Raw genomic sequence first — 20,959 nt, forward strand, 5'->3', positions numbered from 1 at the left:
CCTCTCACCGGTATTCCGAAAGCCTGCGTCCGATGCCGACCACCGCGCCGGCCGCACCGAGGACGGCGAGGACCGCGGCGCCGTACGGCAGGCCGGTCAGCGCGTCCCGGCCGCCACTCGCGGCCTGGTGGAACTCGGCCTGCTCATGGTCGAGCGCCGTCTTCAGCGCCTTGTCCACGTTGTCGAAGCACACGCTCGTCGGGTCCTTGCCGACGCCGATGACCTTGTCGCGGGCCTTCTGGTAGTCGCCCTTGTCGTTCATGCTCTGGGCGACGCCGTGCCGGTCCTTCCAAGCCTTCATATAACCGTTGGCGTCCTGTACGGGTGTCTTGCCCGCGGAGTCGTCGGCCAGATCGTCGGCCTTGGTGAGCTTGTCGGCGAGGACGTCGATCTGCTCGTCGTAGCCCGCGGAGTACAGGTCCACGGTGTCGCCCTTGGCGTTCTTCGTGGTGTCCGCGCCGCGGCGGATCAGGTTGAGGTTCTCGTCGCTGCGGGCCGTCAGGGACGCGATACGCGCGTCGTGCAGGACGTTCAGCGAGAGGACGCCGTGGTCGTAGGAGTCGTTCAGGCCCGCGCGGGCCACGGTGTGGCCGACGACGGCCCAGAGCAGGACCACCACGGACGCGGCCGAGGCGGTGACCAGGCCGTGGTTCAACACCCGGTTGGTGCGCTGGTAGTTGCGGCGCTGGGCCCAGGCGAGCCCGCCCAGCGCGAGCAGGCCGAGGCCGGTCGCGGCCCACGGGAACGACTTGGCGTCCGCGTAGTCGGAGTTCAGCCGCTGGTTCTCCCGCTGGTACAGGTCCTCGGCCTTGGGCAGCAGCTGCCCCTGCATCATCTCGTTCGCGGCCCGCAGGTAGGCGCCGCCCACCGGGTAGCCCTGCCGGTTGTTGGCCCGGGCCGTCTCGACCAGGCCCTTGTACTGCGGCAGCAGCTTGTTGAGCTGGGCGATGGTCTTCGCCGAGTCGGATCCCGCCTCGGAGTTGGCGGCGGCCGTGACCAGCTTGCCCGCGGCGGTCCGGATGTCGTCCTCGTACGTCTGCCGCATCCCGGGCTTTTCCTGCGGTCCCGCGAGATAGCCGCTGGCCGCGGCCGTGTTGGCGTCGGCGAGCGAGCGGTAGATGTCGGCCGCGTCGGAGCTGAGCGGCTGACTGCTGTTGAGCACGTCGTCGGCGGCCGAGGCGCGGTCCGTCATCTGCCAGGCCGTGACCGCGCCGAACGCGACGACCAGCAGGGCGAGGAGCGCCCCGATGATGCGCAGCCGCCCCGGCTCGGTGGTGGCGGCCACGCGCAGCCGGTCGACGCCCTCCGCGAAGGCGGTACGGCGCGCGGAGACGGGCTCGGGAACTTCGGCGGGACCCGGCGGTGTGGGGGGTGCCGGCCGGCCCTGCTGTGGCGGGACGGCCGGCATCGTGGGCATGCCGGATCCCGGTGGCGCCGCGCTGCTCTTCGGCGGGTGTGTCACCTTGACCTCCCCCATGGTCATCCGTCGCCGCCAGTATTGCGGGCGGGACCGACATCCGCACCGGCCTTAACTGGATCTTGATCGGATCGCAAGCGCGCTTGCTGTTTCGACCGGCGCACGACGCAGCGTCCCGCACCACCCCCTGCCCATGAATACGCCGCCGGAATCAGTTCGGTTCCAGTGAGGTCACTCCTCGAAGTACGCCCGTACCCGTTCGTGCACCTCCGGCTCCGCCCCCACCCGGTCCAGGCCCAGCAGCGCCGCCCCCAGCACCGGGCTCGCCGTGACCACCCGGGCCACCGCCTTCGGTGCCCGCGCAGCCAGCAACTCCCTTATTCCGTCGCTCAGTTGGGGATGCTGCGCGGCCAGCACGCCCCCGCCCAGCAGGACCGGTGTCTCCTCCTCCAGCAGGTCGAGGCGGGTCAGTGCGACCGTCGCCATGGTCACCACCTCGTCGGCCAGCCGGTCCACGATCGCGCGGGCGACCGGGTCGCCGTCGGCCGCCGTGGCGAACAGCACCGGTGTCAGCTCGTGACGGCGGGCGTGCGCCACCTGCTCCAGGTGCAGGGCCTGGATGAGGCCGAGCATGGTGTCGTGGCCGAAGTGCGCCGGGAGTGTGTGCGCGAGGGCCGTGGGTTCGCCGCGGCCGTCCTCCGCCCGCGCCGCGTGCCACAGGGCCTCCTCCGCGAGCCCCCAACCGCCGCCCCAGTCGCCGGAGATACGGCCGAGCGCGGGGAAGCGTGCGGTGCGGCCGTCGGGGCGCATGCCGACGCAGTTGATGCCGGCGCCGCAGACCACGGCGACACCGCGCGGCTCGGTGATGCCCGCCCGCAGGATCGCGAAGGTGTCGTTCCTGACCTCCACTGTCGTGCCCCACGCACGCGCGTGCAGCGCGGCCGCCAGCTGCTCCTCCTCGACGGGGAAGTCGGCGTTGGCCAGACAGGCGGAGACGTGGTCGACAGACTCCACCCCGGCGGCGGCGAAGGCGCGGTCCACCGCCTCGGCGAGGGAGTCCACCGCTGTCTCCACGCCCACCACGGGCGGCCGGAAGCCGCCGCCGCGGCTCGTGGCGAGGACGGTTCCGTCGGCCGCCACCACCGCGACGTCGGTCTTGCTGTTGCCCGCGTCGACGGCGAGGACACGTGCGGTCATGCCCACGCGAGGTGCTCCCGGTTGTGTGCGATCAGTCGGTCGGTGAGGGTCTCGGCGTACTCGTACTGGCCGATGAGGGGGTGGGCGAGCAGCGCCCTGAACACCCGGTCGCGGCCGCCCCGCAGGGCAGCCTCCAGGGCCAGGTCCTCATACGCCGTCACGTTCGCCATCAGGCCCGCGTACAGCGGGTTCACGGCCGGCACGGGCAGCGGCATCGGCCCCTTCGGGCCCACCGCCGCCTGCACCTCGATCACCGCGTCGTCCGGCAGGAAGGGCAGCGTGCCGCGGTTGTAGGCGTTCACCACCTGGTACGGCGACCCGCCCCCGCCGAGCAGCGAGGCCGCCAGGTCCACGGCCGCCTCCGAGTAGTACGCGCCGCCCCGCTTGGCGAGCAGCTCCGGCTTCTCGTCGAGCTCCGGGTCCGCGTACATCTTCAGCAACTGCCGTTCCATCTCGGCCACTTCGGCCGCCCGCGACGGCTTGGTCCGCAGTTCTCGTACGACCTCGTCGTGCGCGTAGTAGTAGCGCAGGTAGTAGGAGGGAACCACGCCCAGGCGGTCCAGGAGCGGGCGCGGCAGGTGCAGGTCGGCGGCGATGGTGTCGCCGTGCTCGGCCAGCAGCTTGGGCAGGACGTTCTCGCCCTCGGGGCCCTCCAGGCGTACGCCGGTCTCCCAGGTGAGGTGGTTGAGGCCGACGTGGTCGAGGTGCACGTCGGAGGGCGAGACGCCGAGCAGGTTCGCGAACTTCCGCTGGAAGCCGATCGCCACGTTGCACAGGCCGACCGCCTTGTGGCCCGCCTGCAGCAACGCGCGCGTGACGATGCCGACCGGGTTGGTGAAGTCGATGATCCAGGCGTCCGGGTTCGTACGGCGGACCCGTTCCGCGATGTCGAGGACCACCGGGACCGTCCGCAGCGCCTTCGCCAGGCCGCCCGCACCGGTCGTCTCCTGGCCCACGCAGCCGCACTCCAGCGGCCATGTCTCGTCCTGCTCGCGGGCCGCCTGACCGCCGACGCGGAGCTGGAGCAGGACCGCGTCCGCGCCCTCGACCCCCGCGTCCAGGTCGGACGTCGTGACGACACGGCCGCTGTGCCCCTGCTTGGCGAAGATACGGCGGGCGAGGCCGCCCACCAGCTCCAGGCGCTCGGGGGCCGGGTCGACGAGGACCAGTTCCTCGATGGGCAGGGTGTCCCTCAGCCGGGCGAAGCCGTCGATGAGTTCGGGGGTGTAGGTCGAGCCTCCGCCGACCACGGTGAGTTTCATACGGGGTTAACCCTTCACTCCGGTGAGCGTGACGCCCTCGACGAACGCCTTCTGGGCGAAGAAGAAGACGATGATCACGGGGGCCATGACCAGCACGGTCGCGGCCATGGTGAGGTTCCAGTCGGTGTGGTGCGCGCCCTTGAACGACTCCAGGCCGTAGGAGAGGGTCCATGCGCCCGTGTTCTCCGACGCGTAGATCTGCGGGCCGAAGTAGTCGTTCCAGGCGTAGAAGAACTGGAACAGGCCCACCGCCGCGATGCCGGGCTTGGCCATCGGCAGGACGACCTTCAGCAGGGTCCTGAAGTCGCCGCAGCCGTCCACCTTCGCCGCGTCCAGGTACTCGTTCGGGATGGTCATCAGGAACTGGCGCAGCAGGAAGATGGAGAACGCGTCTCCGAACGCCATCGGGATGATCAGCGGCCACAGCGTGCCCGACAGGTCCAGCTGCTTCGCCCAGAACAGGTACATCGGGATGATGATCACCTGCGGCGGCAGCATCATCATCGAGATGACCAGCATCAGCGACAGATTGCGGCCGCGGAAGCGGAACTTGGCGAGTGCGTACGCCACCGGGATCGACGACACGACGGTAAGGACCGTTCCCAGTCCCGCGTAGATCAGCGTGTTCTTCCACCAGGTCAGGAAGCCCGGGGTGTCGAAGACCTTCTTGTAGTTGGACCATTCCCAGGTGTGCGGGATCAGGTCCCGGCTGAGGGCCTGGGTGTCGCTCATCAGCGAGGTCAGGAACACGAACACGAAGGGCAGCACGAAGAAGAGCGCGGCCGCGACGCCCAGGGAGTGGATCGCGATCCACTCCAGGAGCGTCCGGCGGCGAGCCGTGCGCTCGGCGGGGGAGACCGGTGCCTTCAACTGCACGGGCTTGTCCAGGACTTGGGCCATGGTCAGTCACCTGCCAGGTTGAGACCGCCCCGGCGCCGCATCAGGAACGCGGTGAACACCATGGACAGGGCGAACAGGACCAGGGCGACGACACACGCGGAGCCGTAGTCGAAGCGCTGGAATCCGAGGTTGTAGACGAGCTGGGGGAGGGTCAGGGTCGACTTCTCCGGGTAGCCGGGCTCGAACTGGGTGCCCGCGCCCTGGATCACGCCGGAGGCGACCTTCCCGGCGATGAGCGGCTGTGTGTAGTACTGCATCGTCTGGATCACGCCCGTGACCACCGCGAACATCACGATCGGCGAAATGTTGGGAAGGGTCACGAACCGGAACCGCTGCCACGCCGACGCGCCGTCCAACTCCGCGGCCTCGTACTGCTCCTGCGGCACGTCGAGCAGCGCGGCCATGAAGATGACCATCAGGTCGCCGATGCCCCACAGGGCGAGCAGGGTGAGGGCCGGCTTGGACCAGTTGGGGTCGTTGAACCAGCCCGGGCCCGGTATGCCGACCTTCTCCAGGATCGAGTTCACCGGGCCCGTACCGGGGTTGAGGAGGAAGGCGAAGGCCATCGTCGCGGCCACCGGCGGGGCGAGGTAGGGCAGGTAGAAGAGGGTGCGGAACACCCCGGTGCCCGTCTTGATCTTCGTGATCAGCAGGCCGACGCCGAGACCGAAGACGACCCTCAGGGTCACCATGATCAGCACCAGCCAGAGAGTGTTGCGCAGGGCCGGCCAGAAGAAGGGGTAGTGCTCGAAGACGTACGTCCAGTTCTTCGTTCCGCTCCACGTCGGCGGCTTGAAACCGTCGTAGTGCATGAAGGAGAAATAGACCGTCGAGATCAGCGGGTACGCGAAGAAGACCGCGAAGCCGATCAACCAGGGCGACATGAAGGCGAGAGTACGAAGCGCCGACCTGCGGCGCTTCGACGCCAGCGTGATGGTGCTCATCGCTCGACTACTTCGCCTGCGCGATGTCCGTGTCGATCTGCGCGGCCGTCTTCTTCAGGCCCGCCTTCAGGTCGGTGACCTTTCCGCTCTCGTAGTCGTAGCCGAAGTTCTGGATCGTCGCGAGGTACACACCGCCGTTGATGGAGGCGGGAGACGTCGTCGAGTTCGGGTTCCCGGCGATTTCCAGGAACGTCTTGAAGCGCGGGTCGTACTTCAGCTTCGGGGACTTCAGCGCGGCGAGCGTCGAGGGCACGTTGTGGATGGCGTTGGAGAATCCGACCACCGCGTCGGTGTTCGTGGAGATGTACTTCACGAACTCCCAGGCCGCGTTCTGCTTGTGGCTGGTGGCGGCGATGCCGGCGATGGTGCCGGTGATGTAGCCCTTGCCGTAGGTGCTGACCTGGTCGTCCGGGACGGGCAGCGGGGCCACGCCGATCTCGAACTTCGGCTTGGCGTCCAGGGCCATTCCCAGCCGCCACTCGCCGTCCAGCTGCATGGCCACCTGACCGGTGTGGAAGGGGTGCTTGGGGCCCCATTCGTCACCGAGCTTGGAGCGGTAGGTCTCCAGCTTCTTGAATCCGCCGAGTTCGTCGACGAGCTTCTTCTGGAGCTTGAATCCGGCCTCGAACGCGGGGTCGGTGGCGAGGCTCGACTTGCCGGCCTTGTTGAAGTACGTCGGGGAGAACTGCCCGAAGTAGTGCTCGGTCGTCGTCTCCCAGCCGTGGTAGTCCGGCATGAAACCGAGCTGCTTGTAGCTGTCGCCCTGAGTGATCGTCAACTTCTTGGCGTCGGCCTCGAATTCGGACCAGGTCTTCGGCGGGCTGGTGATGCCCGCCTCCTTGAACGCCGTCTTGTTGTAGTAGAGCCCGTACGCGTCACCCAGCAGCGGAACCGAGCAGCGGTTTCCGTCGAACTGGGTGTACTCGTTCATCGCCTTCGGGAACGTCGTCTCCGGGTCGATGCTCGCCTTCTTGAAGAAGGGGTTGAGGTCGACCAGCGCACCCGACGAGCAGAACTTGCCGACGTTGTTGGTGGTGAAGGAGGAGATGACGTCCGGCGCCTTGTCGCCGCCCGTCCGCAGGGCCTGGTTGATCTTGTCGTCCGTCATGTTGCCGACGACGTTCACATGGATGTTGGGGTGCGCCTTCTCGAAGCCGGCGACCAGGGACTTGACGGCCTTCACTTCGTTCGGCGCGCTCCAGGCGTGCCAGAAGTTGATGGTCGTGTCCTTGGACGCGTCGTCGTCGGCACCGGAGGAGGACTGGCCGGTACAGGCGGTGGCGAGGAGGGCGAGGGAGGCGGACGCGGCGAGAGCGACGGCCGCCTTCCGGGATATTCCGGGCATGGCAGGGTCTCCCAGGGACAGGGCGGGGGATGGTGAGGAAGGCGGGGGGTGAGTACGGGGGCCCGTACGCGGTGCGTACGGGGTGGTCAGCGCGAGGTGTCGAAGACCTCGTCGCGGGTGGTCGCGAGCGCGCTCTCCAACGCGCCGCGCAGCACGGGATGTTCACGGACGTCGCCGACCACGAGCCGGGGCCGGGAGGCGGCCAGCTCCTCCAGCTCGTCCTGGACGAGGGTGCGCAGCACCTCGCCGCCCGAGGTGAGCGCGCTGCCGCTGAGGACGACGAGTTCGGGGTCGAGGACGGAGACGAGGGAGGCGAGACCGGTGGCGAGGTGCGTCGCGTACGTCTCCAGGAGCCGCCGGTTCAGGACGGTGTCCTCGGTGGCGGCCCGTTCGACGAGGGCGGCGGCGACCTCGGCGTACGGACCCGAGGGGATCTCCCCGATGCCGAGTTCGCGGGCGAGGTGCGGGATGGCCTGGGAGCCGGCCAGCTCCTGGTAGCCACCACTGTTGGCTTTGGTTACGTGACGGACCAGGGGCGCGCCCGGAACCGGCAGGAAACCCACCTCCCCGGCGCCGCCCGTCCAGCCGCGGTGCAGCCGCCCGCCGAGGACGAGAGCGGCACCGAGGCCCCCCTCGTTCCACAGCAGCACGAAGTCCTCGTGTCCACGGGCCGCGCCGAGCCGTTGTTCGGCGACGGCGGCGAGGTTGACGTCGTTCTCGTACTCGACCGGCATGGGCAGCGCGGCGGCGAGTTCGTCGAGGAGGGCCGGGGTGTGCCAGCCCGGGAGGTGGGAGGCGTAGCGCAGCCGGCCGGTGTTGGGGTCGAAGGCGCCGGGGGTGCCGATGACGAGCCGGTGGACGTCGTCGCGGGCGAGACCCGCGGCCTTCACGGCACCGTCGAGGGCGTCGGTGACCTGCCGGACGACGGGCTGGGTGGGCCGCCTCCCGGGGGTCTGGAGCTCGAACGACCCCACCGTGCGGCCGGTGACGTCGGCGACGGCGGCGACGATGCGCTCCGGGGTGACGTCGAGTCCGGCGGCGTACGCGGCGGCCGGATTGACCTCGTACAGCTGGGCGTTGGGGCCGGGCCGTCCCTCGGTGGTGCCGGTGGCGAGGACGAGGCCGGCCGCTTCGAGACGGGCGAGCAGCTGGGAGGCGGTCGGCTTGGAGAGGCCGGTGAGCTTGCCGATCCGCGTGCGGGACAGCGGCCCGTGTTCCAGGAGGAGGTCCAGGGCGGCACGGTCGTTCATGGCGCGCAGGACGCGAGGGGTGCCCGGCGTACCGGCGGATCCTGCCATGTGTGTCGACACCTGCCTTTCGACTGCCCAGCTTCTCAGTGACCTGGGAGGTAAGTCCATCGGTTGATCACCGGACGATCCCCGTGCGGCCACTGACCGATCACTGTTAGGAAAGTTTCCTATTGGCTGGAAAGGAAGGTAGGCCCCGGGCGAAGCGGGCGTCAATAGGAACCGCCCCCGAGGCAACAGACTCGTTACCTGCGGGGGCGGTGGTGGGGCGGAAGTGGTCCGAGTGGGGCTCAGCCCTCGAGGCTCGGTGGCCCTGGGCGTATGCGCTCCAGAACAAGGGCCCGCTGTGGGGGTGAGGCTAGAGGGTCGGGAGGTGTGGCCGGAATGCGATCGGCCTGTGAAGGCGATCTGAGTTCCGGCCGGGCCTCACTTCGCCGCCGGCCGCTGCTGAGCGATCGGTGAAGCCGCCGCTGCCTGGGGCGAGTCGGGGTTGGAGAGCACCGACGGGGCGGCCACCGATGCCGTGGGGTCGACGGGCTCCTCGTCCGCCGGGGCCGTCGCGCCGCCCACGATGCGGATGTCGGCCGCGTCGAAGGCCCGCTTGATGCGCCAGCGCAGTTCGCGTTCGACCGTGAGGGACTTGCCGGGCATGGTCTTCGCCGAGACGCGGACGACCATCGAGTCCAGCAGCACGCTGTCCAGGCCCAGAACCTCGATCGGGCTCCACAGGAGCTCGTTCCAGGGCTCCTCCGCGCTCATCTTCTCCGCGACCTCGTCGAGGGTCGCCTTCACCCGGTCCAGGTCCTCGTTCGCCTTCACCGTCACGTCGACGCCGGCCGTGGCCCAGCCCTGGGAGAGGTTGCCGATGCGCTTGACCTCGCCGTTGCGGACGTACCAGATCTCGCCGTTGTCGCCGCGCAGCTTGGTCACACGCAGGCCGACCTCGATGACCTCGCCGGAGGCGACGCCCGCGTCGATCGAGTCGCCGACGCCGTACTGGTCCTCGAGGATCATGAAGACGCCGGAGAGGAAGTCCGTGACCAGGTTGCGGGCGCCGAAACCGATCGCGACGCCGGCGACACCGGCGGAGGCGAGCAGCGGGGCGAGGTTGATCTGGAAGGCGGCCAGGACCATCAGGCCCGCGGTGCCGAGGATCGCGAAGGACGCCACCGAGCGGAGGACGGAGCCGATCGCCTGCGAGCGCTGGCGACGCCGCTCGTTGTTGACCAGCAGGCCGCCCAGCGAGGTGCCGTCGACGGCCTCGGCCGTGCGGGTCATCCGGTCTATCAGCTTGGTGATCGCCCGCTGCACGACCGCTCTCAGCACCCCCGCGATCACCAGGATCAGCAGGATGCGCAGACCGATCGCGAGCCACGTGGACCAGTTCTGCTCGACCCAGCTGGCCGCGTTGGTCGCGCTCTCCTGGGCATCCTGGAGCGAGGGCACCGCCGGCGTCGTCGACACCGAGGGGGTCGGTGACGGTGACGAACCGGCGGCGAGCAGTAGGGCGGGCAAGGACACGGCGGGTACCTCCAGGTGCAGCGGTCCGCCCTCCGGCGCGTGACGCGGTCAAGGTCACGAAAAGGTCACCGGACGGGCAGGCCCACCACACTATCGGGGCACGGTGTGCGAATCCTTGCCGTCTTCTGAGAGGGGATTGTGCCCACCCCGGGATGAGCAGGTGGGATAAAGCGCAGCCCCTCCGGGGGATGAATCAGATGTGGTCGAAAACACTCCCAGCCCGTTACCGGGACATGGTGGCGCTTCCACCAGGCAAGAGGGGAGACTGACTGCAGATCGTCCCGGCGCGAGCCACGCGCCGCCGACGCCCAAGGAGGCATCCGTGCCGCATGTCCTGGTCCTCAACGCGTCGTACGAGCCACTCGGCGTCGTACCGCTCCGCCGCGCGCTCGTCCTTGTCCTGGAGAACAAGGCTGTCTCCCTGGAGGAATCGGGCGCCTTCATGCACAGCGCAACCGTCACAGTCCCCGCACCAAGCGTGGTCCGGCTCAAGCGATTCGTCCGGGTTCCCTATCGGGGGCCCGTTCCTCTTACCCGACGTGCGCTCTTCGCGCGCGACGGGGGCCGGTGCATGTACTGCGGTGGCGTCGCAACCAGCGTCGACCACGTCATCCCGCGCAGCCGCGGGGGCAAGCACGTCTGGGACAACGTGGTGGCCTCGTGCCGCCGCTGCAACCACGTGAAGGCCGACCGACACCTGTTCGAAATCGGCTGGCGGCTGCGCCACAAACCGGCCCCGCCCACCGGTCTGGCCTGGCGCATCATCGGGACCGGACATAGGGACCCGCGCTGGCTGCCCTACTTGCAGCCGTACGGCGCGGAGGACGCCATGGCCCGGATCGACGGCATCTCCGCCTGACGATCCGGGCCTTCGCATACCCCCTGACCGCATGGCCACCAGGGCGTGCGGACACAGCATGTCCGGCCCGGGAGCCCCCCGTACTCCCGGGCCGGACGGTCATGCGGTCAGGTGTAGCGGAGCTCGGCCGGGTGGACCGAGCGGCGCAGCAGCGGGAGCGAGGTGGCTGCCGCCAGCAGACAGGCCGGATAGACGGCGAGAGGGACCAGGAGCGAGGTGTACGGCACGGGCACTGCCGTGTGCGCCGAGACGATCGAGCCGTACCAGAAGCTGATCACCGTGCCGCCGAGGCCCGCCGCCGCGACCGCGAGCGCCAGCGGCACCGCGGTCTCCAGCAGCAGCGCCCGGGCCAGTACACCGTGCGGCACCCCGGCGGCGGCCTGCGCGGCCAGGCCCCGGCGCCGGGTGGCGACGGACTCGGCGGTGCCCACGGCGAGCGCGGTCAGCATGAGCGCGAGGGCGACGAGGATCGCGGCGCCGGTCAGGTCCAGGCCGTTCTCGTAGAACCCGGGCCCTTCGGCGTAGTGCGCGTCGGGGGCGTGCAGATCCGACAGCATCACCTGCCGTACGCCCATGAAGGCCGATGCCACCACCGTCACCAGCAGCACCGCGGCATGGGTACGGGCCGCCGCCCACGGGTCGTCGCGCAGCCGTCCCGCAGCGATCAGCACCGCGGGTCTCCTGGCGCGGGCCGTGAGCCCCTCGCCCAGCTGCCGGGCCGACGCTCCGGTCAGCCACACCGCCACCGCGCCGACCAGCAGGGACACGGCGAACACGGTGAGCGGGGCGAGCGCGAACTCGAACGGGACCTCGTGGAAGGGGGTGGTCGCGATGTACCCCACCGTGAGCACGAGCACCGCGGTCGCCACCCGGAACATCCGCCCCGGACCCTCGGCCGGCCGAACCCGCCGGATCCGCCCCAGCGGCGAGGCCACCACGCGGCGCAGCACCAGCACGCTCACGGCCGCGCCCAGCACCGGCACCCCGACGGCCACCACGGCGACGCCCGCCCAGGCCAGGGGGGCGGGGCTGTGCCACAGCCGCAGCAGGGTCAGCACGGAGAACACCGTGGCCACTCCTGAACCCGCCAGACACGCCAGCCCCGACTCCAGTGCCGCGATCCGCCGCACCTGGGCGGGCGTGGCCCCCGCCAGGCGCAGCGCGGCCAGCCTGCGGTCCCGGTGCACGGCGCCGATCCGGGCGCACTGGCCGAGGAACCCGAGCACCGGGATGAACAGCATCAGCAGCGCGAAGATCACGCCGATGCGGGTGCCGGGCTCGTCGAGCAGACCGCCGCCCACGGACATGCTGTGGTGGCCGTCCAGCGACAGCAGCACGACGATCACCAGCCCCAGCCCGGTCGCCAGCCCCGCGCCGACGGCGGTGAGGAGCACGCGCCACCATTCGCGGCGGTCCGAGCCCCGGGTGAGCAGCCAGGCCAGCCGCAGATCCGCCCTCACGCGGTCACCCCCGCCGGCAGCACGGCCCCGTCGCTCAGCCGCACCTCGCGGTCCGCGTACGCCGCCACCTGGGCGTCGTGCGTGATCAGCAGCACCGCCGTGCCCGCCTCGCGGGCGGTGTGCGCCAGTGCCGTCATCACCTGCTCGCTCGCCAGGGAGTCCAGCGCACCCGTCGGCTCGTCCGCGAAGACGACCTTGGGGCCGGTCACCAACGCCCGTGCCAGCGCCGTCCGCTGGGCCTGACCGCCGCTCATCTCACCGGGCCGCAGCGCCTCCTGCCCCCGTACGCCGAACCGCTCCAGCCACTCACCGGCCCGCGCCTGGCCGTCCGCACGCGAGGCGCCCGCCAGCATCAGCGGCAGCGCGACGTTGTCGAGGGCCGTCAGCTCCGGGATCAGCTGCCCGAACTGGAACACCACCCCGAAGTCGGTCCGCCTGAGCTCGCTCAGCCGCTTCTCCGGCAGCCGGTCCAGCCGCTCACCGGCATACGTCACCGAGCCCGCGTCCGGGCGGACGATCCCGGCGAGGCAGTGCAGCAGCGTCGACTTCCCGCTGCCGCTCGCGCCGGTCACGGCGAGGATCTCGCCCGCGCCCAGCTCGACCGAGGCGCCGCGCAGCGCCTCGGTCCTGCCGTGCGCCTTGGCGAGATCGCGGGCCGCCAGAAGCGGCACCGTGCTGTCTGGGCTGTCCCCGTTGCTCATGCTGCGTCGACCTCCGCGGTCAGGGTGGTGAGCCGGGCCGCCGTGGTCGTCATCCAGCGGAGGTCGGCGTCGAGGTGGTTGAGGGCGTAGTCCGCCGAGAGCACGGTCGCGAGATCGGCGCCCCGACCCGTCTTCACGGCCGTGAGCTCCCGCATCCGCTCCATGTGGGCGGCGCGCTGGGCGGCCAGATAGGCGGCCGGGTCGCCGCCGGACAGGATCGAGACGACGACCTTGGCGAAGATCTCGTTCGTCACGAAGGGTGCGGGCGGCGCGATCTCCCCGGCCCACTTGGCCAGTTCACGCGCCCCGTCGTCGGTCGAGCGGTACGCCGTCCGCTCCGGCCCGCCGTCCGAATCGGTCCCCTCGACCTCGGCGAGACCGTCCCGGACCAGGCGCTGCAGGGTCGTGTAGACCTGCCCGTAGGCCAGCGGTCGGGCCTGCGGGAAACGTTCGTCGTGCCGTCGCTTGAGGTCGTAGCCATGGCTGGGACCGGAGGCGAGCAGCCCCAACAGGATGTGGCGGGTGCTCATGCGGATCATTATGCACCCAGTACATGTACTGAGTGAATAGTGATCCGCGAAGCCGCTCGTAGGTGGAGCAGAATGTGAGGCGTGGCACCTACTTCCTTCCTGTACGTCTGCCGTCGCGCCCGCTGGGTAGGGCTGCGATAACCCGCAAGGTCGCCGTACACGAAAAGGAGGCCCCTCGTGGCCGCACCGGCATACCCCCTCTCCAAACCCGTGGCGCAGCTGCCGTCCGTCGAACCCGAGCCGCACTTCTGCGTCTTCAGTGCGGAGGGCGCCTGCGCCGAGATCCCGTTGACCAGTGAACCGCCGCTGCCCGACGCCGAGCCCCTGACCAGCGAGCCGCCGCTCGCCGACGCCGCGCCGCTGACCAGTGAGGCCGCGGCCCCCGAGCCGGACTGCACGAGGCCCTAGATGACAGCGCAGGCGCCGGCCGAACCGCCCTCCGAGGACCTGTCCCGGCTCGCCGGGCTGCACGGTGTTGCCACCTCCTACAGCCCCTCCCCGGACCGTACGGTCGCGGCCTCCGCCACCGCCGTCACCCTCGCCCTGGCCGCCCTCGGCGTCGACGCGGGCACCGACGAGGCCGCCCGCGCCGCGCTCGCCGCCCGTGAGCGGGAGCTGGCCGAGCGGCTGCTGCCGCCGACGGTGGTGCTCTGGAGCGGCGGTACGTCCCCCGCGCTCGCCGCCCTGCCGGACGGCACCCGACTGCGCATCGAGACCGAACAGGGCGATACTCGCGCCTCTGCCGAGCAACTGCCGCCCGGCGTCCACCGCTTGACGGCCACCGCACCCGACGGCCGCGGTGCCGAGGCCCACCTCGTCGTGGCCCCGCCCCGGCTGCCCACGCCCACCACGCGTTCGTACGGCCTGATGGTCCAGCTCTACTCCCTGCTGTCCCGGCGCTCCTGGGGCATGGGCGACCTCGGTGACCTCGCCGAACTCACCGCCTGGGCCGGCCGGGCGCTCGGCGCCGGATTCGTGCAGGTCAACCCACTGCACGCGGCCGTACCGGGCGCTCCCACCGACCCCTCCCCGTACCGCCCGTCCTCCCGCCGCTTCCCCGACCCCGTGCACCTGCGCGTCGAGGACGTCCCCGAGTACGCGTACGTCACGGAGCGGGAGAAGGTGCGGACGCTGCTCGAACGGGCGGACCGGCTGCGTGAGTCGGTCCTGGACAAGGGCGCGTTGATCGACCGGGACGCCGTGTGGGAGCTCAAGCGGGAGGCGCTCGAGCTGATCCGCGAGGTGCCCCTCGGGCCGGGGCGGCGGGCCGCGTACGTCGACTTCCTCGCCGAGGAGGGCGAGGCCCTGGAGGACCACGCCACCTGGTACGCACTCGCCGAGGTCCACGGCCCCGACTGGAGTCGCTGGCCCGCCCCCCTCCAGGACCCCCGCTCGGCCGAGACGGCGCGCGCCCGCGGGGAGTTGATGGACCGCGTCGATTTCCACTCCCGTCTCGCCTGGCTCACCGACGATCAGCTGACGGCCGCCCAGCGCGCCGCCCGCGACGCCGGGATGCCGGTCGGGATCGTGCACGACCTGGCGGTGGGCGTGCACCCCGACGGCGCCGACGCCTGGGCGCAGCAGGAGTACTTCGCCGCCGGGATGTCGGTGGGCGCCCCGCCGGACGCCTTCAACGCACGCGGCCAGGACTGGGGCCTGCCGCCATGGAGACCGGACCGCCTCGCCGAGTCCGGCTACGAGCCGTACCGCCGCCTGCTGAGGGCCCTCTTCCGCTACGCCGGCGCCCTGCGCATCGACCACGTCATGGGCCTGTTCCGCCTCTGGTGGGTCCCACAGGGCCACCCGCCCACGGAGGGCACATACGTCCGCTACGACGCCGAGGCCATGCTCGCGATCCTCGTCCTGGAGGCCGCGCGCGCCGGGACGGTCGTCATCGGCGAGGACCTGGGCACGGTCGAGCCGGGGGTACGGGAGCGGCTGCGCGAGCGCGGTGTGCTCGGCACGTCGGTGCTGTGGTTCGAGCGGGACTGGGAAGGTGACGGGCGGCCACTGCCGCCCCAGGCCTGGCGCGCCGACTGCCTCGCCACCGCCACCACCCACGACCTGCCGTCCACCGCCGCCCGCCTCACCGGCGAGCACGTCGAACTCCGCGACCGGCTGGGCCTGTTGACCCGCCCGCTGGAGGAGGAGCGCGCCGAGGCGGCCGCGGACACGGGGGAGTGGCTGGGCCTGCTCACCCGCCTCGGCCTCCTGCACGGCACGGGCGGCGCCCACGGCGCCTCGGAGGAGGAGGCCGAGATCCAGGCCGTCCACCGCTTCCTGCTCCGCACCCCGTCCCGCCTGCTCGGCATCTGGCTGCCGGACACGGTCGGCGACCGCCGGCCCCAGAACCTCCCCGGCACCTGGGACCAGTACCCGAACTGGCGGCTGCCGATCGCGGACGCGGAGGGACGGCCGGTGACGCTGGAGGAGCTGGCGGCGTCACCGCGGCTGCATGCGCTGGTGGAGGTGCTGAGAGCGGGCGCGGAGGGGGATGCCGCGCAGTAGGGCGGTTCCTGCGAAACCCCTGGCGAGCGGCGATACGGCACCCCGGACGAGCGGCCCGGATCGGCCTTCGATATTTTTGCACCGTGGACAAGAAGAACGCCCTGCGCGCCGGCGCCCTGGCTGCCGGTACGACGCTGATGATGCTGCTCATGTCGTCCCCCGCGCTCGCGCTGACCCGCGACGACGGCGACGACCCCGGCACGGGCCTGAGTGTCATCGACACGCTGGGCCTCTACGTTGCCGCCCCGATCATCCTGTTCGCGGTCATCGCGGGCCTGGTGATGGTCCTGGACAAGTCCAAGGACCGCGAGCCGAAGGCCAAGGCGAAGGCCTGACCTCACGCTTTTGCCGAGGGCGCCTGCCTCACCGTGCGTCGGTGAGACGGGTGCCCTCGGTGTTTTCTCACGGGCTCGGTGCCGTCAGATACCGCTGCACCGTGGGCGCCAGCCACGCCACGATCTCCTCGGGGTGCAGCGCCACGACCGGCGGGATCCGCAGGACGTAACGGGTCAGCGCCAGCCCGAGCATCTGCGTGGCCGCGAGCCCGGCCCGCGCCGGCGCCTGCTCGCGGTCCGGGCACACGGCGAGGGCGACCGGCAGCAGCTGGTCCTGGAAGATGCCCTGCATCCGCTCGGCTCCGGCCTGATTGGTCGCGCCGACCCGCAGCAGCGCCGTGAGCACCTCGTTCCGCTCCCACATGCCGAGGAAGTGGACGACGAGTGCCCGGCCGACGTCGTGCCGGGGCAGTGAACCCGGGTCCGGCAGCTCCAGATCGACGGAGACCGCGGCCGCGAACAGCCCTTCTTTGTTTCCGTAGTAGCGCATCACCATCGACGGGTCGATGTTCGCGTCCTTCGCGATGGCCCGGATCGTCGCCCGGTCGTATCCGTCGGAGGCGAAGCGCTCGCGGGCTGCGAGGAGGATCGCGCCGCGGGTCGCGTCGGAGCGGCGGCGGGTGCCGGAGCCGGAATCCGTGCTGCTGTCGCTGTTGCTGTCATGCATGCCAACGAGCGTAGGCCAACATGCGTAGGCCAACAAGTGTTGACTTCCCGGATCGGGCGCCTCTACTCTCGTCAACAAGCGTTGGCAAACAAGCGTTGGCAACTGGAGGCCCCAATGAACGGCACCGCCACCAACCGCTCCGTGATCGTCGTCGGCTCCGGCCCCGCCGGTCTTCTGCTGGCCGGCGACCTCGCGACCGCCGGCGTCTCCGTCACCCTCCTCGAAAAGCGCCCGCACAAGATCAGCAACCTCTCCCGCGCCTTCGTCCTGCATGCCCGCACCCTCGAGCAGCTCGACGCCCGAGGTCTCGCCGACGGTCTGGAGTCCGTCGGCCGCCCCCTCGACCGCCTCCGCCTCTTCGGCCGCCTCACCGTCGACCTCGGCGCCCTCCCGTCCCGCTTCAATCACCTGCTCGTCATCCCGCAGTACGAGGTGGAGAAGGTCCTGGAGCACCGCGCCGTCGAGGCCGGGGTCGACTTCCGGTACGAGACCGAGATGACGGGGCTGACCCAGGACGCGGACGCGGTGACCGTCGGGGTCCGCGGGCCCGGCGGGGCGACCGGGAGTCTGCGGGCCGCGTACGTCGTCGGCACCGACGGCATGCGCAGTGCCGTACGCCATGCGATCGGGCTGTCCTTCCCCGGTCACTCCGTCATCCGGTCCGTCGTCCTCGCGGACGTGAAGCTGGCCGAGGAGCCCGAGTCCCTGCTGACCGTCAACACCGCCGGCGACGCCTTCGCCTTCCTCGCGCCCTTCGGCGACGGCTACTACCGGATCATCGGCTGGAACCGCGCCCGCAACGTCCCCGACAGCGAGCCCCTCGACCTCGAGGAGGTCAAGGAGGTCGCCCGGCTCGCTCTCGGCCGCGACTACGGCATGCGCGACGCCCGCTGGATGTCCCGCTTCCACAGCGACGAGCGCCAGGCGCCCGCCTACCGTGTGGGCCGCGTCTTCCTCGCCGGAGACGCCGCACACGTCCACACCCCGGCCGGCGGCCAGGGCATGAACACCGGGCTGCAGGACGCGGCCAACCTGAGCTGGAAGCTGGCCGCCGTCGTCCAGGGCCATGCGGACGCGGCCCTCCTCGACACCTACCAGGCCGAGCGCCATCCCGTCGGCAAGTCGGTCCTGCGCAGCAGCGGCGGCATCGTCCGCCTCGCCATGGCCAAGCGCCCCTGGACGCTGGCGCTGCGGGCGGTGCTGACCACCTTCCTCAACAACGTCGGCCCGGCCCGCCGCAGGGCGGCCGGCCAGATCACCGGCATCGGCTACAACTACCCGGCCCCGCGCGGTGCCCACCGCCTCACCGGCACCCGCGTCCCGGACGTCGCGCTCAGGGGTGGCCGCCTGTACGAGGTCCTGCGCGGCGGCAGGTTCGTACTGATCACCCCGGAGGAGTACGACGACGGGGGCACCCGCAAGGGCCGGCTGGCCGTGGAGGGCTGGGCGAGCGACCGCCGTACGACCGTGCTGGTCCGCCCCGACGGATACGTGGCCTGGGCGTCGGACTCGGCGGACGGTGCGGCGATCGAGAAGGCGGTCGCCGAACGAGTGGGGTGAGCGGAGCCGGGTTCAGCGGGTCCCGGCGAGCAACTCCCGCAGCAGGCCGGCCAGTTGGCCGGCCTGTTCGTCGTCGAGGACGGTCAGGGTCTCCGTCTCGGCGGCGAGGCCCGCGCCGACCGCCTCGTCGATGATGTTCAACCCCTCTTCCGTCAGGGTGACTTGGAGGGCCCGGCGGTCGTGCGGATCGGGGGAGCGGCGGAGCAGGCCGGCCCGTTCCAACTTGTCGAGGCGGCCGGTCATGCCGCCGGTGGTGAGCATCAGCGTCGCCGAGAGCTCGCGGGGGGAGAGGGTGTAGGGCTCGCCGGAGCGGCGCAGCGTCGCCAGGACGTCGAACTCGCCGCGGGAGATCCCGAAGCGCGCGTACGCCTTCTCCATCCGGTCGCCCATCGCGCGCGACAGCCGGAAGATCCGCCCGAAGACCTCCATCGCCCGGGTGTCGAGGTCCGGCCGCACCTCCGCCCACTGCTCGATGATCGTGTCGACGGGGTCCTTGGCCTGTGCACTCATGCGGTGAGTATCGGACGGATCCCGGTTGCCCGCAAGAAAGTGGCTTGGTAGAAAGTAGCTTAGGGCTAAGCTACTTTCTACCAAGCTAATTCCATCAAGTCACTTCGTCGCCTTCGAGAGGGGTCCGGTCATGAAACGGCCCGCGACCGTACTGCTCACCGCCCTCGCCCCCGTCTCGTGGGGCACGACCTACGCGGTCACCACCCAGTTCCTCCCGGCCGACCGCCCCCTGTTCACCGGCCTCATGCGCGCTCTGCCCGCCGGTCTGCTCCTGCTGGCGCTCTCCCGTGTCCTGCCGCGCGGCGCCTGGTGGTGGAAGGCGGCGGTCCTCGGCGCGCTGAACATCGGTGCCTTCTTCCCGCTGCTGTTCCTGTCCGCGTACCGGCTGCCCGGCGGAATGGCCGCCGTCGTCGGCTCGGTCGGGCCGTTGTTCGTGGTCGGACTGTCGGCGGTGCTGCTGGGGCAGCGGCCCACGGGGCGGGCGCTGGCCGCCGGGGTCGTGGCCGCGTTCGGCGTCAGTCTGGTCGTACTGAAGGCGGCCGGGGCGCTCGACCCGGTCGGGGTCCTGGCCGCCCTCGCCTCGACCGCGTCCATGTCGACCGGCACGGTGCTGACCAAGAGGTGGGGTCGGCCGGAGGGTGTGGGGCCGCTCGCCCTCACCGCCTGGCAGTTGACCGCCGGCGGCCTGCTCATCGCCCCGCTAGCCCTCCTGGTCGAGGGCGCGCCGCCCGCCCTGGACGCCCGTGCGCTCGGCGGATACCTCTACCTCGCCCTGGCCAACACGGCCGTCGCCTACTGGCTGTGGTTCCGCGGCATCGGCCGACTCACCGCCACCCAGGTCACCTTCCTCGGCCCGCTGTCCCCGCTGACCGCCGCGGTCGTCGGCTGGGCGGCCCTCGGGCAGGCGCTCACTCCGGTCCAACTGGCGGGCATGGCGCTGGCGTTCGGGGCGACGGTGGCGGGGCAGCTCGGAGGGCGTCGCACCCTCGTATCGTTCAGTTCTTCTGAACGGAATCGTCGGAAAGATTCGATGGACGTGACAGGTGCGGCGCTGCGACGGTAGGTCCACCGAGATCACCGACCAGTGAAAGGACCTCCGTGGCCGTCGCCCTCCACCGGACCGCCTCCCGTACCACCGCCCCGCTCCTCGGGCTCGCCCTCGCCGCCCTCGCCACCGTCGTCTGGTCCGGCAGCTTCGTGACCTCCCGGGCCCTGCACGACAGCGTGCCGCCGGTGCAGCAGGCGTTCTGGCGGTGGGTGGTGGCGCTGGTGGCGGTGGCGCCGTTCGGGGCCCGACAGGCCTGGCGACAGCGGGAGTTGATACGACGGCACCTCGGTTTCGTGCTGCTCGCCTCGCTCCTCGGCGTGACCGTCTACAACACCCTCGTCAACCAGGCCGGGTTGACGACTCCGGCCGCCAACATGGGCATGGTCATGGCCGCTTCGCCGGTGCTGATGGCGGTGTTCGAGCGGGCGGGCGGCGTACGGCTGGGGGCGCGGCGGGTCGCCGGGCTGCTGACGGCGTGCGTGGGTGTGGTGCTGCTGGTCGGAGGCGGCGCGGGTTTCGCCTCCGGTGACCTCTGGATGATCGCCGCGGCCTGCTGCTTCGGTTCGTACAGCGCGCTGCTCAGGCGCAAGCCGGCCGAACTCGGCGGTACGGCCTTCCTGTTCACCACCTTCCTCCTGGGCACGGCTCTGCTGCTGCCCGCCCAGGCCGTGAGCCTCACCGCCCAGGGCGGCTTCACGCCGACGCCGGGCACCGTCCTCCCGCTCCTCTACGTCGGCGTCGCCTCCTCCGCCGTCGCCTTCCTCGCCTGGAACAAGGCGATCGCCCTGGTCGGCGCGGCCCGGGCGGGAGTCGTCTACTACCTGCAGCCGGTGTGCGTGGCCCTGCTGTCCTGGGCGGTGCTCGGTGAACGGGTGGGCCCGGCGCAGCTGCTGTGCATGGCGCTGATCCTCGGCGGGGTGATGCTGGGGGCCGCCGTATAGGTTGCCG

Annotated in this window: 20 protein-coding genes; 7 read left to right on the forward strand and 13 right to left on the reverse strand. The window is 71.0% G+C overall.

Features of this window, described 5'->3' with window-relative positions:
• Window positions 1-4: 4 nt before the first annotated feature.
• From ACFY1L_RS10865 to ACFY1L_RS10900, 8 genes are all read right to left on the reverse strand, one after another.
• Entirely contained in the window at window positions 5-1,462 is a 1,458-nt protein-coding gene (locus tag ACFY1L_RS10865) for a hypothetical protein (protein WP_388821388.1), read from the reverse strand.
• 186 nt (window positions 1,463-1,648) lie between these two features.
• On the reverse strand, window positions 1,649-2,620 hold the full coding sequence (locus ACFY1L_RS10870) for an N-acetylglucosamine kinase (RefSeq protein WP_388821391.1): 972 nt from the start codon (window positions 2,618-2,620) through the stop codon (window positions 1,649-1,651).
• Window positions 2,611-3,876 carry a 6-phospho-beta-glucosidase gene (locus ACFY1L_RS10875; protein WP_388821394.1) on the reverse strand — a complete coding sequence of 422 codons (1,266 nt, stop codon included), beginning with the start codon at window positions 3,874-3,876 and terminating at the stop codon, window positions 2,611-2,613. The genes ACFY1L_RS10870 and ACFY1L_RS10875 overlap by 10 nt, the downstream gene beginning before the upstream one ends.
• 6 nt (window positions 3,877-3,882) lie before the next feature.
• Complete coding sequence (locus tag ACFY1L_RS10880; RefSeq protein WP_388821397.1) at window positions 3,883-4,776, reverse strand: carbohydrate ABC transporter permease; 894 nt, start codon at window positions 4,774-4,776, stop codon at window positions 3,883-3,885.
• A gap of 2 nt (window positions 4,777-4,778) precedes the next feature.
• Window positions 4,779-5,720 (reverse strand): carbohydrate ABC transporter permease, encoded by a 942-nt coding sequence (locus tag ACFY1L_RS10885; RefSeq protein WP_388821400.1) that lies wholly within the window; start codon window positions 5,718-5,720, stop codon window positions 4,779-4,781.
• A gap of 7 nt (window positions 5,721-5,727) precedes the next feature.
• A complete protein-coding gene (locus ACFY1L_RS10890) occupies window positions 5,728-7,065 on the reverse strand; it encodes an ABC transporter substrate-binding protein (RefSeq protein WP_388821403.1) in 1,338 nt (445 codons plus the stop codon).
• An 86-nt stretch (window positions 7,066-7,151) separates the two neighbouring features.
• Window positions 7,152-8,363, reverse strand: a complete 1,212-nt coding sequence (locus tag ACFY1L_RS10895) for an ROK family transcriptional regulator (protein WP_388821406.1) — start codon at window positions 8,361-8,363, stop codon at window positions 7,152-7,154.
• A 375-nt stretch (window positions 8,364-8,738) separates the two neighbouring features.
• Complete coding sequence (locus ACFY1L_RS10900) at window positions 8,739-9,833, reverse strand: mechanosensitive ion channel family protein (protein ID WP_388821409.1); 1,095 nt, start codon at window positions 9,831-9,833, stop codon at window positions 8,739-8,741.
• A gap of 322 nt (window positions 9,834-10,155) precedes the next feature.
• On the opposite strand from ACFY1L_RS10900, the gene ACFY1L_RS10905 reads away from it, so the two are divergent.
• Window positions 10,156-10,692, forward strand: a complete 537-nt coding sequence (locus ACFY1L_RS10905) for an HNH endonuclease (protein WP_020116449.1) — start codon at window positions 10,156-10,158, stop codon at window positions 10,690-10,692.
• A 107-nt stretch (window positions 10,693-10,799) separates the two neighbouring features.
• On the opposite strand, the gene ACFY1L_RS10910 is transcribed toward ACFY1L_RS10905, so the two are convergent.
• The 3 genes from ACFY1L_RS10910 to ACFY1L_RS10920 are packed head-to-tail and all read right to left on the reverse strand — an operon-like array spanning window position 10,800 to window position 13,383.
• Window positions 10,800-12,152, reverse strand: a complete 1,353-nt coding sequence (locus tag ACFY1L_RS10910) for an FtsX-like permease family protein (protein ID WP_388821412.1) — start codon at window positions 12,150-12,152, stop codon at window positions 10,800-10,802.
• Window positions 12,149-12,853, reverse strand: a complete 705-nt coding sequence (locus tag ACFY1L_RS10915) for an ABC transporter ATP-binding protein (RefSeq protein WP_388821415.1) — start codon at window positions 12,851-12,853, stop codon at window positions 12,149-12,151. Before ACFY1L_RS10915 ends, ACFY1L_RS10910 begins: the two co-directional genes overlap by 4 nt.
• On the reverse strand, window positions 12,850-13,383 hold the full coding sequence (locus ACFY1L_RS10920) for a PadR family transcriptional regulator (RefSeq protein WP_388821418.1): 534 nt from the start codon (window positions 13,381-13,383) through the stop codon (window positions 12,850-12,852). Before ACFY1L_RS10920 ends, ACFY1L_RS10915 begins: the two co-directional genes overlap by 4 nt.
• Before the next feature lie 177 nt (window positions 13,384-13,560).
• On the opposite strand from ACFY1L_RS10920, the gene ACFY1L_RS10925 reads away from it, so the two are divergent.
• From ACFY1L_RS10925 to ACFY1L_RS10935, 3 genes are all read left to right on the forward strand, one after another.
• A complete protein-coding gene (locus ACFY1L_RS10925; protein WP_388821420.1) occupies window positions 13,561-13,791 on the forward strand; it encodes a hypothetical protein in 231 nt (76 codons plus the stop codon).
• Window positions 13,792-15,891, forward strand: coding sequence for a 4-alpha-glucanotransferase (gene malQ / locus ACFY1L_RS10930; protein WP_388821423.1), 2,100 nt, complete (start codon window positions 13,792-13,794; stop codon window positions 15,889-15,891).
• A gap of 83 nt (window positions 15,892-15,974) precedes the next feature.
• The gene (locus ACFY1L_RS10935) at window positions 15,975-16,226 is read left to right on the forward strand and encodes a hypothetical protein (protein WP_388821426.1); all 252 of its coding nucleotides are present in this window, start codon (window positions 15,975-15,977) and stop codon (window positions 16,224-16,226) included.
• A gap of 67 nt (window positions 16,227-16,293) precedes the next feature.
• On the opposite strand, the gene ACFY1L_RS10940 is transcribed toward ACFY1L_RS10935, so the two are convergent.
• On the reverse strand, window positions 16,294-16,893 hold the full coding sequence (locus ACFY1L_RS10940; RefSeq protein ID WP_388821429.1) for a TetR family transcriptional regulator: 600 nt from the start codon (window positions 16,891-16,893) through the stop codon (window positions 16,294-16,296).
• Window positions 16,894-17,007: 114 nt separating this feature from the next.
• Here ACFY1L_RS10940 and ACFY1L_RS10945 point away from each other — a divergent pair, with 114 nt between their 5' ends.
• Window positions 17,008-18,453 carry an FAD-dependent monooxygenase gene (locus ACFY1L_RS10945; protein ID WP_388821432.1) on the forward strand — a complete coding sequence of 482 codons (1,446 nt, stop codon included), beginning with the start codon at window positions 17,008-17,010 and terminating at the stop codon, window positions 18,451-18,453.
• A gap of 12 nt (window positions 18,454-18,465) precedes the next feature.
• Here ACFY1L_RS10945 and ACFY1L_RS10950 read toward each other — a convergent pair whose 3' ends face one another.
• Complete coding sequence (locus ACFY1L_RS10950; protein WP_388821434.1) at window positions 18,466-18,963, reverse strand: MarR family winged helix-turn-helix transcriptional regulator; 498 nt, start codon at window positions 18,961-18,963, stop codon at window positions 18,466-18,468.
• 130 nt (window positions 18,964-19,093) lie between these two features.
• On the opposite strand from ACFY1L_RS10950, the gene ACFY1L_RS10955 reads away from it, so the two are divergent.
• Window positions 19,094-20,026 (forward strand): EamA family transporter, encoded by a 933-nt coding sequence (locus tag ACFY1L_RS10955; RefSeq protein WP_388821437.1) that lies wholly within the window; start codon window positions 19,094-19,096, stop codon window positions 20,024-20,026.
• Between the two features lie 35 nt (window positions 20,027-20,061).
• Window positions 20,062-20,952: a DMT family transporter gene (locus tag ACFY1L_RS10960; protein ID WP_388821440.1), complete on the forward strand. Its 891-nt coding sequence runs from the start codon at window positions 20,062-20,064 to the stop codon at window positions 20,950-20,952.
• Window positions 20,953-20,959: the final 7 nt, after the last annotated feature.

The organism is Streptomyces sp. NPDC001663 (assembly GCF_042893105.1).
In the GTDB taxonomy this organism is placed as follows: Bacteria; Actinomycetota; Actinomycetes; order Streptomycetales; family Streptomycetaceae; genus Streptomyces.